This is a genomic window from Serinicoccus kebangsaanensis, from assembly GCF_008919445.1.
GTDB classification, from domain to species: domain Bacteria; phylum Actinomycetota; class Actinomycetes; order Actinomycetales; family Dermatophilaceae; genus Ornithinicoccus; species Ornithinicoccus kebangsaanensis.
This window is the reverse complement of record NZ_VSLG01000017.1, coordinates 18,351-32,047: the sequence shown is the minus strand read 5'-3', so window position 1 is coordinate 32,047 and position 13,697 is coordinate 18,351. Positions and strand designations below refer to the sequence as shown.

The window sequence follows — 13,697 nt, the reverse complement described above, 5'->3', positions numbered from 1 at the left end:
GCCATGCAGGACATCGTCCGGCGAATGGCCCACTTGCCAGGAAAGGCGCCCTGACCTGCGAAAACGTGCCTTGCACGTGCCCCCGGAGCCTGGACATACTCCTCTGGTGCCCCTCACCATCGGACTCTTCGGGACCGGACGCCTCGGGTCGGCGATCCGGCGCGTCGCCGACGGCCGCGAGGACGTCGAGGTGCGCTGGGCGGTCGGCAGCAGGGACCGCCTCGACCTGAGCCCGGTGGACGTCGCCCTCGACGTGAGCACCGGGTCCGCCGTCGCGGAGCACGTCGACTGGGCCGCCCGGACGGGCACCGACCTCGTCATCGGGGCCACCGGATGGGACCCCGCGACGGTGGAGCGCGACCTGGGCATCCGGGTGCTCGTGGCCCCCAACTTCTCCCTCGGTGTCGCCCTCGCGCGCCGGGTGAGCAGGCTCCTCGGGGAGTATGCCGCCGCAAGCCGCGCGGAGGGCATACCCGTCGACCTCGCGGTCACCGAGACCCACCACCGGCACAAGGTGGACGCGCCCAGCGGGACCGCGGTCGTGCTGCGCGAGGCGCTGGCGCGTGGCGCCGGCACCGGGACCGAGGACGTGCAGACCACCAGCCTGCGTCTCGGGGAGGTCGTCGGCGACCACGAGGTCACCCTCGCCACGGCCACCGAGACGATCACCCTGCGGCACACCGCCCACGACCGCGACCTCTTCGCCGCCGGTGCCCTCACCGCGGCCACCTGGCTCACCACCCGGCCCGCACCGGGCCTGTTCACCCTCGACGACCTCGCCGAGGACCACCTGAAGGAGACAGCATGAGCACCAGCCTCACCGCAGCACCGTTCACCGGTCTCGGCGTCGCGCTCGCGACGCCGTTCACCACCGGGGCCGACGCCGTGGGCGGGGCGCGAAAGCCAGCGGTCGACCACGCGGCCTTCGGACGACTGGTCGAGCACGTCCTGGCCGACGGCCACGGCGTCGACTGGCTGGTCGTGCTCGGCTCCACCGGCGAGGCCGCCACCGTCTCGGACGTCGAGCGGCACGCCCTGGTCCGCCAGGCCGTGGACCTGGCCGGCCGGCAGGAGCGGACCGTCCCGGTCGTCGTGGGCGTCGGTCACAACGACACCGAGCGCACCTGCGAGCTGGCCGCGCAGGCCGCGGCGGCGGGTGCTGACGCCCTGCTCGTCGTCACCCCCTTCTACAACAAGCCGCAGGTCAGCGGTCTGGTCGCGCACTACCGCGCGGTCGCCGCGGCCGCCCCCGAGCTCCCGATCATCGCCTACAACGTGCCCGGACGCACCGGCTGCAACATCACCCCCGACGCGATGCGGCAGATCTGGCAGGTCGAGCAGGTCGTCGCGGTGAAGGAGAGCTCGGGCGACCTGCGCCAGGTCGGCCGCATGTGCCAGGACGCGCCCGCCGGCCGGGCCGTGCTGGCCGGGGACGACGACCTCGCGCTCGCCGGCATCGCGGTGGGTGCCCACGGCCTGGTGTCGGTCTGCGCCAACGTCGCCCCGGTGGAGACCCGTCGCCTCGTGCACGCCGCCCTGGGCAGCGACCTCACCGCGGCCCAGGACGCTGCCGCGCTGCTGGCGCCGCTGATGGACGCGATGTTCGTCGAGACCAACCCGGTGCCGGTCAAGGCGGCGCTCGCCTGTCTCGGGCTCGCGACCGCGAACGTCCGCCTGCCGCTCTCCCCCGCCGAGCCGGACACGTGGACGCGGGTGCAGACCGCGCTCGCGGACCTGCACGCCGCGCGGCGGCAGGACGGCGGCGAGGCCCGTCCCGGGCTGCTGCCGGTGCAGGTCACCGTTCCCCACGACGCGGCGGCACTCGCCTCGTGAGCAGCGCGGCGACGGTGGGTCTGCAGGAGGTCTTCGCCGAGGAGAGCACCCCGACACCTGAGCAGGTCGCGGAGCTGCTGGAGGCGCTCGAGTCCGGCGCCGTCCGGGCCGCGACCCGCGACGAGGCCGGCCGGTGGGCCGTGCACGGGTGGGTCAAGCGCGGGATCCTCGCGGCCTTCCGGCTGAGCGAGACCGTCGAGCTGGACTGGCCCGGCGGCGCGGTCGACAAGTCGCTCGTCCCGGCGCGCCGGATCAGGGCGGGAGACGGCATACGCCTCGTGCCGGGCGGGACCTCCGTGCGCCGGGGCGCGCACCTGGCCCCGGGCGTGGTCGTCATGCCGCCGAGCTACGTCAACATCGGGGGGTATGTCGGCGCCGGCTCGATGATCGACAGCCACGTCCTCGTCGGGTCCTGCGCCCAGGTGGGCGAGCGCGTCCACCTGTCCACCGCGGTGCAGCTGGGCGGCGTGCTCGAGCCGATCGGTGCGCGGCCCGTCGTGGTGGAGGACGACGTCTTCGTCGGCGCGCAGTGCGGGCTCTACGAGGGTGTCGTGGTGCGGCGTGGTGCCGTGCTCGCCCCCGGGGTCACCCTCACCTCGGGGACCACGATCTACGACCTGGTCCAGCAGGAGGAGGTGCGCGGCGAGGTGCCGGAGAACGCGGTCGTCGTGCCCGGCTCCCGCCCGGCGCGGGGGGACTACGCCGACGTGCTGGGGCTCTCGCTCTACGCCCCCGTCATCGTCAAGTACCGCGACGCCTCCACCGACGCCGCGACGGCGCTCGAGGAGTCGCTGCGGTGAGGCCGGCCGCGCGGGTGGCGGGCGAGAGCCTGTCACCCATCCGACGCATGTCGCTCGGCGCCCCGGCTGACGCGATCAACCTCGGCCTCGGCGAGCCCGGCTGGTCCCTTCCGACCGGACAGGCCCTCGGGGACTCCTCCACCCCGACCGGACAGGCCGTCGGCGACCTCTCCACCGTGACCGGACAGGCCGTCGACGACCTCTCCTACGGGCCGAACACCTCGGACCCGGCCCTGGTGCGAGCCGTCGCGTCCTTCGCGGGCACCGACGACCTGGCACAGGTCATGGTCACCGCCGGCAGCCAGGCCGCGCTCTTCGCCCTCTTCCAGTCCTACGTCGAGGTCGGCTCAGTGGTGCTGGTCCCCGATCCGGGCTTCGTCGCCTACGCGACGCTCGCCCGGCTCTGCGGGGCGACGCCGGTCGGCTACCCGCTCGGACCGGGCGGCGACCTGGACGCGGACGCGCTGACCGACGTGCTCGGCGAGCACGGGCATACCTCGCTGGTGGTGCTCAACCACCCCGCGAACCCGACCGGTGGCCTCGCGTCCGAGGCCGCGCTCGACCGGGTCGCCCGGGCGTGCGCCGATCGCGACGTCCTGGTGGTCAGCGACGAGGTGTATGCCGAGCTCTGGGTCGACGAGCGCCCCGCGTCGCTGCGTGACGTGACCGGGCAGGGGGTCGTCTTCGGCTCGATGAGCAAGGCCTTCGCCGCGCCCGGCCTGCGGATCGGCTGGGCCTCCGGTGACGCCGACGTGCTGGCGCCGGCCCGGTTGGTGCACAACGCCATGACGACCGCCCCCTCCCGGCTCTCGCAGCGGGCGGCGCTCGCCCTGCTCGAGCGGGCGGACGAGGTGCTGCCGGCGGCGCGGGAGGAGGTCCGCGCGCGCTGGGAGTGCGTCGATCTCGTCGCGCCGCATCTCGTGGGGCCCCACCTGCGCTCACCCGGAATTCGACCATCGGAAACGTCGCCATGGCAGATAGAACCACCGTTGAATTCGGGGCAGCGGGCGGGCTTCTACCTGTGGCTGCCGCTCACGGACGACGTGGACCCGGCCGACACCGAGGCCTTCGCGCTCCGGCTGCGGGACGAGGGCGGGGTGACCACCATCCCCGGCACGGCCTTCGGAGCGCGCGGCGCCGGCTTCCTCCGCGTCAGCCTCGGTGGACCGGTGGATGATCTGGAGGAAGGACTGCGGCGCCTCGCGCCCTGGTGGAAGGGATGATCTTGACCGCTGCCACGACCGACCTGTTTGCCTTCGACGAGGCCGGGCTCGACCATCTCGCGAGCACGCACACCTCGCCCTTCTTCGCCTACGACCTGGCCACCGCGCGCGAGCGCTTCACCCGGCTGCGCGCGGTCCTGCCGCCCCGGGTGCGTCTGGCCTATGCCGTGAAGTCCAACCCCGGCCTCCCGCTGCTGGAGGCCTTCGCGGCGCAGGGCGCGTGGTTCGACTGCGCCAGTGCGGGCGAGGTCTCGACGGCGCTCGCGGCCGGGGCGACCGGGCCCGGCATGGTCTTCGCCGGACCTGCCAAGACCGAGCGCGACCTCCAGGCGGCGCTCTTCGCCGGGGCACGGGTGCAGGTGGACGGGATCGAGGACGTGGCGCGGCTGCACCGGCTGCACACCGGCGACCGCCCGCTACCGGTCAACGTGAGGATCAATCCCGCCGGGGGTGTGTCGGAAGTGGCGACCATCATCGGTGGTGCTGGCCCGAGCGCCTTCGGTGTCGACGAGGAGGTGATGGAGGACTTCGTGGCCGAGGCGGCGCACTACGACCGGGTCGAGATCCGGGGCCTGCAGGTCTTCTCCGCCAGCAACGAGCTGGACGCCGGCCGGCTGCTCGGCAACCACCGGACCGCGCTGCGGATCGGGCGGCGCTTGCAGGAGCTCGTGGGGCGCGAGCTGGACCTCATCGACCTCGGCGGCGGCCTCGGCATCCGGTATGCCCTGAGCGAGGCCACGCTCGACATCCGTGCCGTGAGTGCCGGTCTGGGTCGGATCCTGACCGAGCACGACTGGTTTACCGGGGAGCTGATCCTCGAGCCCGGACGGTGGCTCTCCGGCCCCACCGGGGTGTATGCCGCGCGGGTGGTGCGCACGAAGACCTCCCGGGGCGAGCGCTTCGTCATGCTGGAGGGCGGGATCAACCACCTGCTCAGGCCGCTGCTCACGGGGCAGTCCTTCCCGACGCTCGCCGTGCGGCCGGGCGAGGGCGTGCTGGGCGGTGAGACGTCAGCGGCCACCCTGGCCGGGCCGCTCTGCACCTCGCTGGACCGCGTCGGGAGCGGGGACCTGCCGACCGACCTGCGACCGGGTGACGTCGTGGTGTTCGGGCAGGCCGGTGCCTATGCCTACACCCAGGCGATGAGCCACTTCCTGTCGCACGCGCTGCCGGAGCAGCACTGGATCGGCTGAGCCGACCGCCGCCGCCGGCCGTCGCTCCCGTCCGCCTCAGATGGTGACGGCGATCTTGCCTCCGGGGCTGCCCTGCTCGGAGAGCCGGTGCGCCTCGGCGATGTCCGCCAGGTCGAAGGTGCACGCGAGGTTCACCCGCAGAGACCCCTGGCCCACCAGGGCGGCGAGCGCGTCGAGGTGCTCGCGGTCGGGCCGCACGAAGACATACCTGCCGCCGAGCTCGGCCACCGCCGCCGCGTCGATCACCGAGGCGACGCGAGCCGGGTCCTGGACCTGCGCCGCCGCGTCCGCGAGCGCGTCGCCCCCGACCAGGTCGAGCACGGCGTCGACCCGGCCGTCGAGCTGCTCGCTCACCGGCCCGGCGTGGTGGTCGATCACCTGCGTGGCGCCCAGGCTGCGGACCAGCTCGTGGTGCGTGGGCGAGGCGGTGCCGATGACCTCGGCACCCAGCGCAGCCGCGATCTGCACGGCGAGGTGGCCGACGCCCCCGGACGCCGCGTGGACGAGCACCCGCTCCCCCTCACGCACCTGGAGCGCCTCGGTCAGCGCCTGGTATGCCGTGAGCCCGGCGAGCGGGATGGCGGCCGCCTCCTCGAAGGACAGCCCGGCCGGCTTGCGCGCGACGGTGCGCTCCGGCGCCGGGACGAGCTCCGCGGCGGTGCCGTGCGAGACGTCGTCGCGCCGGACATACCCCCACACCTCGTCACCGACCTGCAGTCCCGTGCGCACGGACGGGCCGACCGCCTCGACCACGCCCGCGACGTCCCAGCCGGGGATGATCGGCAGATGGTGCGGGTAGGCGCCCTGCAGGTAGCCCTCGCGGATCTTCCAGTCGACCGGGTTGACGCTGGTCGCGCGGGCGCGGATCAGGACGGTGTCCGGGCCGACCGGCGGGTCGGGCCGCTCGCCGACGGTCAGGACGTCGGCTCCCCCGAAGGTGTCGTAGCTCGCTGCGCGCATGGTCTCCTCCTCGGGTCGGGACGTGCAGGGTGCCGCACGGCAGGGACAACGCCGGCAGCAGGTGACTATTCCGCGGGCGCGGCGGCCGGCTCCGGGTCGTCGTCGAGATCCCGCATGTGCCGCACGGGGGACAGCGCCACGGGGAGCGTCGCCAGCGTCATGAGGGCGGTCCCGACCACCGCCGTCGCCCACGGGCCCCAGAGCGTGACCAGCACCCCGGCCAGCATCGCCCCCACGGACAGCGCACCCCACGACAGCAGCCGGTAGGCCGAGTTCACCCGTCCACGCAGGCGCTCCGGCACCGCGAGCTGGCGCACGGTCACGGCCTGCGAGTTCGCCACCCCGATGCCGACACCGGATGCCAGGAAGGCCACCCCGAGCACGATGAGCGAACGCAGGCTCGTGCTTCCGCTGAGCACCACCCCGAGCAGGGGTGCAGTGTTGCCGAGGAGCATCGCCCCGACGAGGGACCGGCCGTAGCCAACCCTGGCCGTGAGTCGCGCGCTCAGACTGGCGCCGACGAAGGCGCCGACACCTCCTGCCATCAGCACCAGCCCGAGGACCAGCGGACCGTCGCTGCGCCCGCCCACGACCGCGACGGTGAGGGCCAGCATGAACACCTCGTTGCCGAGGTTCCACACCGTCGCCTCCGCGGCCAGCGCCCGCACGACCCTGTGCCTGAGCATCGTGACGAGCCCCTCCTTCGCCTGCGCCAGCGTGCCTGCTTCGGCTGGTTCCACCGCCGCCTCCTCGACCCGCACGCGGCGCAGCAGCAGCGCCGAGACGAGGTGGGTGAAGGCGTTGACCAGCACGGCGACCGGTGCCGTCACCGCCTGGACGAGAGCACCGCCCAGCCCGGACCCGCCGATGCCGACGGCCGACTGGGTCGCCGTGATCCGGGCGTTGGCGTCGGGCAGCTGCCCGGGGCTGACGACGTAGGGGAGGAAGGAGAAGTCGGCCAGCATGTGCAGCACCGCCAGCGCGCCCACCCCGAAGGTCGCCGCCACGAGGATGGGCACGCTCAGCTGGCCGGTGAGTGCCAGGGCGCCCACCGCCACCAGGAGGGCCGCGCGTCCGACCTCGGCGCCGATCATGAGCGGGCGACGCCGCCGGTTGTCCACGACCACCCCCAGCCACAGCGTGAGCAGCAGGTAGGGGAGGAAGGTCGCTGTGCGCATCCAGGACAGCTCCTGCGCGCTCGCCCCGAGGGTCACCAGGGCCAGCACCGGAAGCGCCAGCTCACCGATCTCGCCTCCCACCGCGCCGGCGGTGCTCGCACCCCACACCCGGCGGTAGTCACGGCTGCTCCAGGCGCTCATAACCTTTGTCATGATGACGAAGGTTATCCTTGCTCTCACCGGGCCTGCAACCGGCGTCAGCGTTTCGCCGGTTAGGATGAGGGTATGCCCGCCACCGACGCCCCCACCGCCCCCGGAGAGCTGGAGCTCGTGCGCGCCTTCGTCAACACCCTGGACCTGGAGGACGGTGTCGACCAGCTGGCCGACCCCGCCTCATGGTCCGCGTGGGCGGACGGTCTCGGCATACCGGAGCCGGCGTCGAAGGCCGAGCTGGCGCGGCTTCGTGAGCTGCGCGAGGCGTTGCGAGCCGGACTGCTGGCCAACCACGACCGCGCACCACTGCCCGCCCACGCCCGGCAGAGCCTCGACGAGGTCCTCCTGTGGTCGCGTGCCCGGCCGGTGCTGACCGACGCGGGCATCGCCCTCGAGGTCGGTGGCGCCGGAGCGCGCGCACTCGCGGGGAAGGTGGTGGCGATCGTCGGCCACGCCCTCGCCGACGGCACATGGTCCCGCCTCAAGGCCTGCCGGGACGACACCTGTCGATGGGCGTTCTACGACCGGTCCCGCTCCCGCACCGGCCAGTGGTGCTCGATGGAGGTCTGCGGCAACCGCAACAAGCAGGCACGCTGGCGGGAACGGCAGGCCTGAGCCTCCTCGCTCGTCACGGGCGGCGCGTATCGGAGGCCGGGGCCCGGTCCAGAGCGGCGTCGACCTCGAGGGGTGGGAGCCCGGATGCCGGGTCACCCACCAGCCGCCCGTAGGTCAGCACGTCCACCCGCTCGCCGTCGACGAGGAACTTGCCCCGCTCCCGACCTTCGACGACGAACCCGGCAGCCACCGCCACCCCGCCGGACGCCGGGTTGTCCACCCGGTGGCCGAGCTCGAGCCGGTCGAGCGCTCCGGCCAGCAGTCGGTCGCACACCGTCGCCACGGCCCGCGTCGTCAGCCCACGACCACGGTGGTCGGCGTGCATCCAGTAGAAGACCCAGCCGCTCCGGTTCGCCACGTCGACCGTGACACCGACCAGCCCGACCATCGCGTCGTCGCAGGTCACGGCATACGCCAGGCGTCGGTCCGCACGCAGCCAGGCGACGTAGCGGCGCGCCGAGCCGAGGTCCGCGACCTCCCCCTGGCGCGCCATGTCGGGTGCGCTCCGGAAGGCCGCGAGCACGGCCGCGGCATCGTCCTCCAGCACGGGCCGCAGCCGGTATGCCGTCGGCGCAGGCTCGGGGGTCATCTCGCCACCGTAGGCGGGTCCGGTGTCGCGGCGCACAGGACTTTTCACGGGTGGCATCCAGGCCCTACGCTTCTCTGGTGTTCCTGGGGATCCCTGACTACGGGACGTTCTTCGTTGCCGCGCTGCTCATCGTGCTGCTGCCCGGACCGAACTCGATGTTCGTGCTGTCCGAGGCGGCCCGGCGCGGCATCGGTCGCGGCTGGTCGGCCGCGGTCGGGGTCTTCGTCGGCGACTCGGTGCTCATGGGACTCACCTTCCTCGGCGCCGCCTCGCTGCTGCAGGGCAACCCAATCGTCTTCAGCGTGGTGAAGTATCTCGGCGCCGCCTATCTCGCCTGGATCGGGCTCCGCCTCGTCCGTGCGGGGATCGGCGCGGTGCGGCACGCCGGGCCCGAGCCGGCGGAGGAGCCGGTCGCCCCGCCACGCCGCGGCGGCTCCTTCCTCACCGCGCTGGTGCTGAGCCTGCTGAACCCCAAGGCGATCCTCTTCTTCGTCGCCTTCTTCGTGCAGTTCCTCCGCCCGGACTCGACCCGGCCGCTGCTCGACTTCGTCGTGCTCGCGACGACCATGCAGGTGCTGAGCATGATCTACCTCGGCCTGCTCATCGTCAGCGGCACCGCCCTGGCCCGCGGCTTCCGGCGGCACCGACGCACCTCGGGCGGCCTCACCGGTCTCGTGGGCGCGGTCTTCGTCGGCTTCGGCGCCAAGCTCGCCGCCGCCTCGCTCTGAGGCCCTCCCCCCGAGGAGTGTGGTCGGGATAGCACAACCCTCATCGGGAAGTTTGCCGATGAAGGTTCTGCTAGGCCGACCACACTCCGGGAAGGGACGGGCGGGACGGCGAGCGGGAGGGGGTGGGCAGAGCGACGGGTCGGCCGGGCGGCCGCTCAGCGCTCCCACTCGTCGAAGATCAGCCAGGTGCGGGTCGCCCGGACGCCGGGGACCCCCTGGATCCGCCCGAGCACGACGTCCCGCAGCTCGTGGTTGTCGCGCGCCCGCACCTCCACCAGCATGTCGAACTCGGCGCCCACCAGGGCCACCCGCTCCACCCCCGGCAGCACCTCGAGCGCGTCCAGCACCTCCCGCCACGAGCCCTGCTCGATCGAGACCGACACGTAGGCCGCCGTCGCCAGCCCGAGCTTGTCGGGGTCGACCTGGGCGGCATACCCCGTGATCACCTTCTCCCGGTGCAACCGCTGGAGTCGTGAGTATGCCGTCGCCCGGCTGATGTGGACCCGCTCGGCGAGCGCGCGCACCGAGAGTCGCCCGTCGCGACGCAGCTCGGAGACGATGGCGCGGTCGGTGTCGTCCAGCTCGGGTGCCACCTGTCCGGCACGCGACGCACTGGCCACTCCGGACTCGGACATATCGCCCTCAGACATGCATTGATCATGCCAGACCTCCAGAGTCATCGAGAGAAGTAGTCCGGATGTAGGCCGACGCGGGACGATAGGGGTCAGACGTCTAACCGTGAGGACTCGAGGACTCGACGATGAGTGAGATCACCGACCTGCTGCCCTGCCCCGAGCCGGTGCAGCTGCTCGCCGCTGACGGCACCGCCGTCCCGCCGACTGAGCAGGCCCGCGAGCGCGGCTACGCGATGCCCGCCCCCGAGGACCTGCTCGCGGTCTGGCGCGCGATGGTCATCGGCCGCCGCTTCGACGCCCAGGCCACCGCCCTCACCAAGCAGGGCCGGCTCGCGGTCTACCCCAGCTCCCGAGGCCAGGACGCCTGCCAGGTCGCCCCGATCCTGGCGCTCGGCGAGCAGGACTGGCTGTTCCCCACCTACCGCGACTCGATGGCCCTGGTCACCCACGGCATCGACCCGGTGGAGGTGCTGACGCTGCTGCGCGGCGACTGGCACTGCGGCTACGACCCTCAGGCCCGCCGCACCGCGCCGCAGTGCACGCCGCTGGCCACCCAGGCCGTCCACGCCGCCGGTGCCGCGCACGGTCTGGCCCGGCGCGGGACCGACGCCCTCGCGCTCTGCCTCATCGGCGACGGCGCCACCAGCGAGGGCGACTTCCACGAGGGCCTCAACTTCGCCGCCGTCTTCGAGGCGCCTGCGGTCTTCCTCGTGCAGAACAACAAGTACGCCATCTCCGTCCCCCTGGCCAAGCAGACCAAGGCCCCGGCCCTGGCCTACAAGGGCGTGGGCTACGGCGTGCGCAGCGAGCAGGTCGACGGCAACGACCCGGCCGCGGTGCTGGCCGTCATGCGCGCGGCCTACGAGCACACCCGCGCCGGCCATGGCCCGGTGCTGGTCGAGGCACACACCTACCGGATGGAGGCGCACACCAACGCCGACGACGCCACCCGCTACCGCACCCAGGACGAGGTCGACGAGTGGACCGGGCAGGACCCGATCGTCCGGCTCCAGGCATACCTCGTCGGTCAGGGGCACCTCGACGACGCCCGGATCGAGCAGGTCCGCGCCGAGGCCGAGGACCTCGCCGCCGACCTCCGGACCCGGATGAACGCCGAGCCAGCCGTGGAGCCGCTGGAGCTCTTCGAGCACGTCTACGCCGAGCCCACCCCGCAGCTCGCCGAGCAGCGTGAGCTGGTCCGGCACGAGCTCGCCGCGAGCGCGTCCGCGGCGCACGGCGGCACCGAGACGAAGGACACGCAGTGATGTCGACGAGCACGACCACCTACGCCAAGGCGCTCAACACCGCGCTGCGCGACGCCCTCACCGCGGACCCCGACGTGCTGATCATGGGCGAGGACGTCGGCGCCCTCGGCGGCGTCTTCCGCATCACCGACGGGCTGACCCGCGACTTCGGCGAGGACCGCTGCATCGACACCCCGCTCGCCGAGGCCGGGATCGCCGGCTTCGCCGTCGGGCTGGCGATGCAGGGCTTCCGCCCGGTCGTCGAGATGCAGTTCGACGCCTTCGGCTACCCCGCCTTCGAGCAGGTCACCTCGCACATCGCCAAGATGCGCAACCGGACCCGGGGCGCGCTGCCGATGCCGATCGTCATCCGGATCCCGTATGCCGGGGGCATCGGCGGGGTGGAGCACCACTGCGACTCCTCCGAGGGCTACTACGTCCACACCCCCGGCCTGCACGTGGTGACGCCCGCGACGCCGGCCGACGCCTACTCCCTGCTGCGCGAGTCGATCGAGTCCGACGACCCGGTGATCTTCATGGAGCCGAAGTCGCAGTACTACTCCAAGGCCGAGCTGGAGCTGCCCACCACGACCGAGCCGATCGGCCGGTCGGCGGTGCGCCGCGAGGGCAGCGACGTGACCCTCGTGACCTACGGCCCGCAGCTGGCCACGGCACTCAAGGTGGCCGAGGTCGCCGCCGCCGAGGAGGACTGGGACGTCGAGGTCGTCGACCTGCGCACGCTCGTGCCCTTCGACGACGCCGGGGTCGAGGCGTCGGTGCGCAAGACCGGCCGCGCCGTCGTGCTGGCCGAGGCGCAGAGCTTCGCCGGGATGGGCGCCGAGATCGCCGCCCGGGTGCAGGAGCGCTGCTTCCACTCGCTCGCGGCGCCGGTGCTGCGCGTCTCCGGGCTCGACATCCCCTACCCGCCGCCCAAGCTGGAGCACACCCACCTGCCCGGCGTCGACCGGATCCTGGACACGATCGCGCGGCTGCAGTGGGACGACGAGCCGGACCACACGCATACCCCCGCGGAGGTGTCGGCATGACGCAGGTCTTCCGGCTGCCCGACCTCGGCGAAGGACTGACCGAGGCCGAGATCGTCGAGTGGCACGTCGCCGCCGGCGACGAGGTCACCGTGGACCAGGAGGTCGTTACGGTCGAGACGGCCAAGGCCGCGGTGTCGGTGCCCTGCCCGTATGCCGGCACCGTCGCGCAGGTGCACGCCGAGGCCGGGCAGGTGCTGCCCGTCGGCGAGCCGTTGATCACGATCGGCGGGGGCACCGGTGGGGGCGACCCGGCCAAGGGCGCCGGCGAGGCGTCGCAAGGGACCGTCGAGGCACCGCAGGGCGCCGGCGGTGAGCAGTACCGCACCGAGGAGCGGGCCGGCGCCCGGCTGCGTGAGCCTGACACGGCCACGGGCGAGCAGGCTGCCGCCGGAGAGGAGGAGCCGGAGCGGCCGCTCATCGGCTACGGCGCGGGCCAGGGCCCGGCCCGGCGGGCCCGGGCCTCCCGGCGGAACCGCCGCTCGGCCGCCCCCTCGGCTGCCGCGGCTTCGGCGGTGCGCGTGATCTCGCCGCTCGTCCGCCAGCTGGCCCGCGAGCACGCGATCGACCTGGCCGCGGTGACCCCGGGGCCCACCGGCGTGATCCGCAAGGCCGACCTCACGGCATACCTCGCCTCCATCGACGACCGTGCGGCCGGTCGGGAGAGGGGCGAAGCAGGCCGGGGCGAAACCCGCATCCCGATCCAGGGCGTCCACCGGCTGATGGTGGAGCGGCTCAGCACGTCGCGGCGGGAGATCCCCGACGCCACCACCTGGGTCGACGTCGACGCCACCCGGCTGATGAAGGCCAAGGACGCGCTGCGCGCCACCCGCCCCGACGCCGGGATCGGTGTGCTCCCGCTGCTGGCACGGATCACCGTCGCCGGGCTGGCGGCATACCCGGCGCTCAACTCCTCGGTGGACACGGCGGCGGGCGAGATCGTCCACCACGGCGCGGTCAACCTGGGCTTCGCCGCGCAGAGCCCCCGCGGCCTGGTGGTGCCCGTGGTGCACGGCGCGCAGGCGATGACCACGACCGAGCTGGCCGCCGCCCTGCGCGAGCTCACGCTCAAGGCCCGGGACGGCAAGCTGTCGCCCGCCGAGCTGACCGGCGGGACGTTCACGCTCAACAACTACGGCGTCTTCGGGGTGGACGGGTCGACGCCGATCATCAACCACCCGGAGGCGGCCATGCTCGGCGTGGGACGGATCGTCGACAAGCCGTGGGCGCACCGGGGCAAGGTGCGGGTCCGCAAGGTGACCCAGCTGTCCTTCACCTTCGACCACCGCGTCTGCGACGGAGGCACGGCCGGCGGCTTCCTGCGGTTCGTCGCCGACGGCGTCGAGCACCCCACCACACTGCTCGCCGACCTCTGAGGCACACCGCCCGGGGTGCTCGGCATGCCCCCGGGCACGGCCGCGGAAGCCCTCCCCAATGCAGCGACATCCCCTGCGTCAGGGAGGGCTTCCGTGCTCGTCCGGCGCGTCTGGCACGATCACCCCT

At 73.3% G+C, this 13,697-nt stretch carries 14 protein-coding genes; 10 read left to right on the top strand and 4 right to left on the bottom strand.

Annotated elements, in window-relative coordinates:
- Window positions 1-106 precede the first annotated feature (106 nt).
- Genes FXF60_RS14805 through FXF60_RS14785 form a run of 5 tightly spaced genes read left to right on the top strand, consistent with a single transcriptional unit; the run spans window position 107 to window position 5,049 of the window.
- Window positions 107-808, top strand: a complete 702-nt coding sequence (locus tag FXF60_RS14805; RefSeq protein ID WP_151526748.1) for a 4-hydroxy-tetrahydrodipicolinate reductase — start codon at window positions 107-109, stop codon at window positions 806-808.
- Window positions 805-1,833 (top strand): 4-hydroxy-tetrahydrodipicolinate synthase, encoded by a 1,029-nt coding sequence (gene dapA, locus FXF60_RS14800; RefSeq protein ID WP_151526747.1) that lies wholly within the window; start codon window positions 805-807, stop codon window positions 1,831-1,833. The genes FXF60_RS14805 and dapA overlap by 4 nt, the downstream gene beginning before the upstream one ends.
- A complete protein-coding gene (locus FXF60_RS14795) occupies window positions 1,830-2,633 on the top strand; it encodes a 2,3,4,5-tetrahydropyridine-2,6-dicarboxylate N-succinyltransferase (RefSeq protein WP_151526746.1) in 804 nt (267 codons plus the stop codon). The genes dapA and FXF60_RS14795 overlap by 4 nt, the downstream gene beginning before the upstream one ends.
- On the top strand, window positions 2,630-3,856 hold the full coding sequence (locus FXF60_RS14790; protein WP_151526745.1) for a pyridoxal phosphate-dependent aminotransferase: 1,227 nt from the start codon (window positions 2,630-2,632) through the stop codon (window positions 3,854-3,856). Before FXF60_RS14795 ends, FXF60_RS14790 begins: the two co-directional genes overlap by 4 nt.
- A complete protein-coding gene (locus tag FXF60_RS14785) occupies window positions 3,853-5,049 on the top strand; it encodes a type III PLP-dependent enzyme domain-containing protein (protein ID WP_151526744.1) in 1,197 nt (398 codons plus the stop codon). Before FXF60_RS14790 ends, FXF60_RS14785 begins: the two co-directional genes overlap by 4 nt.
- A 36-nt stretch (window positions 5,050-5,085) precedes the next feature.
- On the opposite strand, the gene FXF60_RS14780 is transcribed toward FXF60_RS14785, so the two are convergent.
- Both FXF60_RS14780 and FXF60_RS14775 read right to left on the bottom strand, forming a co-directional pair.
- Window positions 5,086-6,009 carry an NADP-dependent oxidoreductase gene (locus FXF60_RS14780; protein WP_151526743.1) on the bottom strand — a complete coding sequence of 308 codons (924 nt, stop codon included), beginning with the start codon at window positions 6,007-6,009 and terminating at the stop codon, window positions 5,086-5,088.
- Window positions 6,010-6,074: 65 nt separating this feature from the next.
- Window positions 6,075-7,340 carry an MFS transporter gene (locus FXF60_RS14775; protein ID WP_151526742.1) on the bottom strand — a complete coding sequence of 422 codons (1,266 nt, stop codon included), beginning with the start codon at window positions 7,338-7,340 and terminating at the stop codon, window positions 6,075-6,077.
- 72 nt (window positions 7,341-7,412) lie between these two features.
- Here FXF60_RS14775 and FXF60_RS14770 point away from each other — a divergent pair, with 72 nt between their 5' ends.
- Window positions 7,413-7,955, top strand: a complete 543-nt coding sequence (locus FXF60_RS14770; protein WP_151526741.1) for a CGNR zinc finger domain-containing protein — start codon at window positions 7,413-7,415, stop codon at window positions 7,953-7,955.
- A gap of 13 nt (window positions 7,956-7,968) precedes the next feature.
- Here the strand turns inward: FXF60_RS14770 and FXF60_RS14765 are convergent, their stop codons facing one another.
- On the bottom strand, window positions 7,969-8,544 hold the full coding sequence (locus FXF60_RS14765) for a GNAT family N-acetyltransferase (RefSeq protein WP_151526740.1): 576 nt from the start codon (window positions 8,542-8,544) through the stop codon (window positions 7,969-7,971).
- A gap of 77 nt (window positions 8,545-8,621) precedes the next feature.
- Between FXF60_RS14765 and leuE the strand changes: the two genes are divergently transcribed.
- Window positions 8,622-9,272: a leucine efflux protein LeuE gene (gene leuE / locus FXF60_RS14760; protein WP_202879654.1), complete on the top strand. Its 651-nt coding sequence runs from the start codon at window positions 8,622-8,624 to the stop codon at window positions 9,270-9,272.
- Between the two features lie 155 nt (window positions 9,273-9,427).
- On the opposite strand, the gene FXF60_RS14755 is transcribed toward leuE, so the two are convergent.
- Window positions 9,428-9,922: an Lrp/AsnC family transcriptional regulator gene (locus tag FXF60_RS14755; RefSeq protein WP_238335877.1), complete on the bottom strand. Its 495-nt coding sequence runs from the start codon at window positions 9,920-9,922 to the stop codon at window positions 9,428-9,430.
- A 110-nt stretch (window positions 9,923-10,032) separates the two neighbouring features.
- Here FXF60_RS14755 and pdhA point away from each other — a divergent pair, with 110 nt between their 5' ends.
- Genes pdhA through FXF60_RS14740 form a run of 3 tightly spaced genes read left to right on the top strand, consistent with a single transcriptional unit; the run spans window position 10,033 to window position 13,570 of the window.
- The gene (gene pdhA, locus FXF60_RS14750; RefSeq protein ID WP_151526738.1) at window positions 10,033-11,172 is read left to right on the top strand and encodes a pyruvate dehydrogenase (acetyl-transferring) E1 component subunit alpha; all 1,140 of its coding nucleotides are present in this window, start codon (window positions 10,033-10,035) and stop codon (window positions 11,170-11,172) included.
- On the top strand, window positions 11,172-12,197 hold the full coding sequence (locus FXF60_RS14745; protein WP_151526737.1) for an alpha-ketoacid dehydrogenase subunit beta: 1,026 nt from the start codon (window positions 11,172-11,174) through the stop codon (window positions 12,195-12,197). The genes pdhA and FXF60_RS14745 overlap by 1 nt, the downstream gene beginning before the upstream one ends.
- Complete coding sequence (locus tag FXF60_RS14740) at window positions 12,194-13,570, top strand: dihydrolipoamide acetyltransferase family protein (protein ID WP_151526736.1); 1,377 nt, start codon at window positions 12,194-12,196, stop codon at window positions 13,568-13,570. Before FXF60_RS14745 ends, FXF60_RS14740 begins: the two co-directional genes overlap by 4 nt.
- Window positions 13,571-13,697 lie beyond the last annotated feature (127 nt).

What these genes read in the sequence shown, in the direction of transcription:
- dapA (WP_151526747.1), top strand. Translation starts at nt 805, where the DNA reads ATGAGCACCAGCCTCACCGCAGCACCGTTCACCGGTCTCGGCGTCGCG.
- FXF60_RS14785 (WP_151526744.1), top strand. Translation starts at nt 3,853, where the DNA reads ATGATCTTGACCGCTGCCACGACCGACCTGTTTGCCTTCGACGAGGCC.
- FXF60_RS14780 (WP_151526743.1), bottom strand. Translation starts at nt 6,009, where the DNA reads ATGCGCGCAGCGAGCTACGACACCTTCGGGGGAGCCGACGTCCTGACC.
- FXF60_RS14775 (WP_151526742.1), bottom strand. Translation starts at nt 7,340, where the DNA reads ATGACAAAGGTTATGAGCGCCTGGAGCAGCCGTGACTACCGCCGGGTG.
- FXF60_RS14770 (WP_151526741.1), top strand. Translation starts at nt 7,413, where the DNA reads ATGCCCGCCACCGACGCCCCCACCGCCCCCGGAGAGCTGGAGCTCGTG.
- FXF60_RS14765 (WP_151526740.1), bottom strand. Translation starts at nt 8,544, where the DNA reads ATGACCCCCGAGCCTGCGCCGACGGCATACCGGCTGCGGCCCGTGCTG.
- FXF60_RS14755 (WP_238335877.1), bottom strand. Translation starts at nt 9,922, where the DNA reads ATGTCTGAGGGCGATATGTCCGAGTCCGGAGTGGCCAGTGCGTCGCGT.
- pdhA (WP_151526738.1), top strand. Translation starts at nt 10,033, where the DNA reads ATGAGTGAGATCACCGACCTGCTGCCCTGCCCCGAGCCGGTGCAGCTG.
- FXF60_RS14745 (WP_151526737.1), top strand. Translation starts at nt 11,172, where the DNA reads ATGTCGACGAGCACGACCACCTACGCCAAGGCGCTCAACACCGCGCTG.
- FXF60_RS14740 (WP_151526736.1), top strand. Translation starts at nt 12,194, where the DNA reads ATGACGCAGGTCTTCCGGCTGCCCGACCTCGGCGAAGGACTGACCGAG.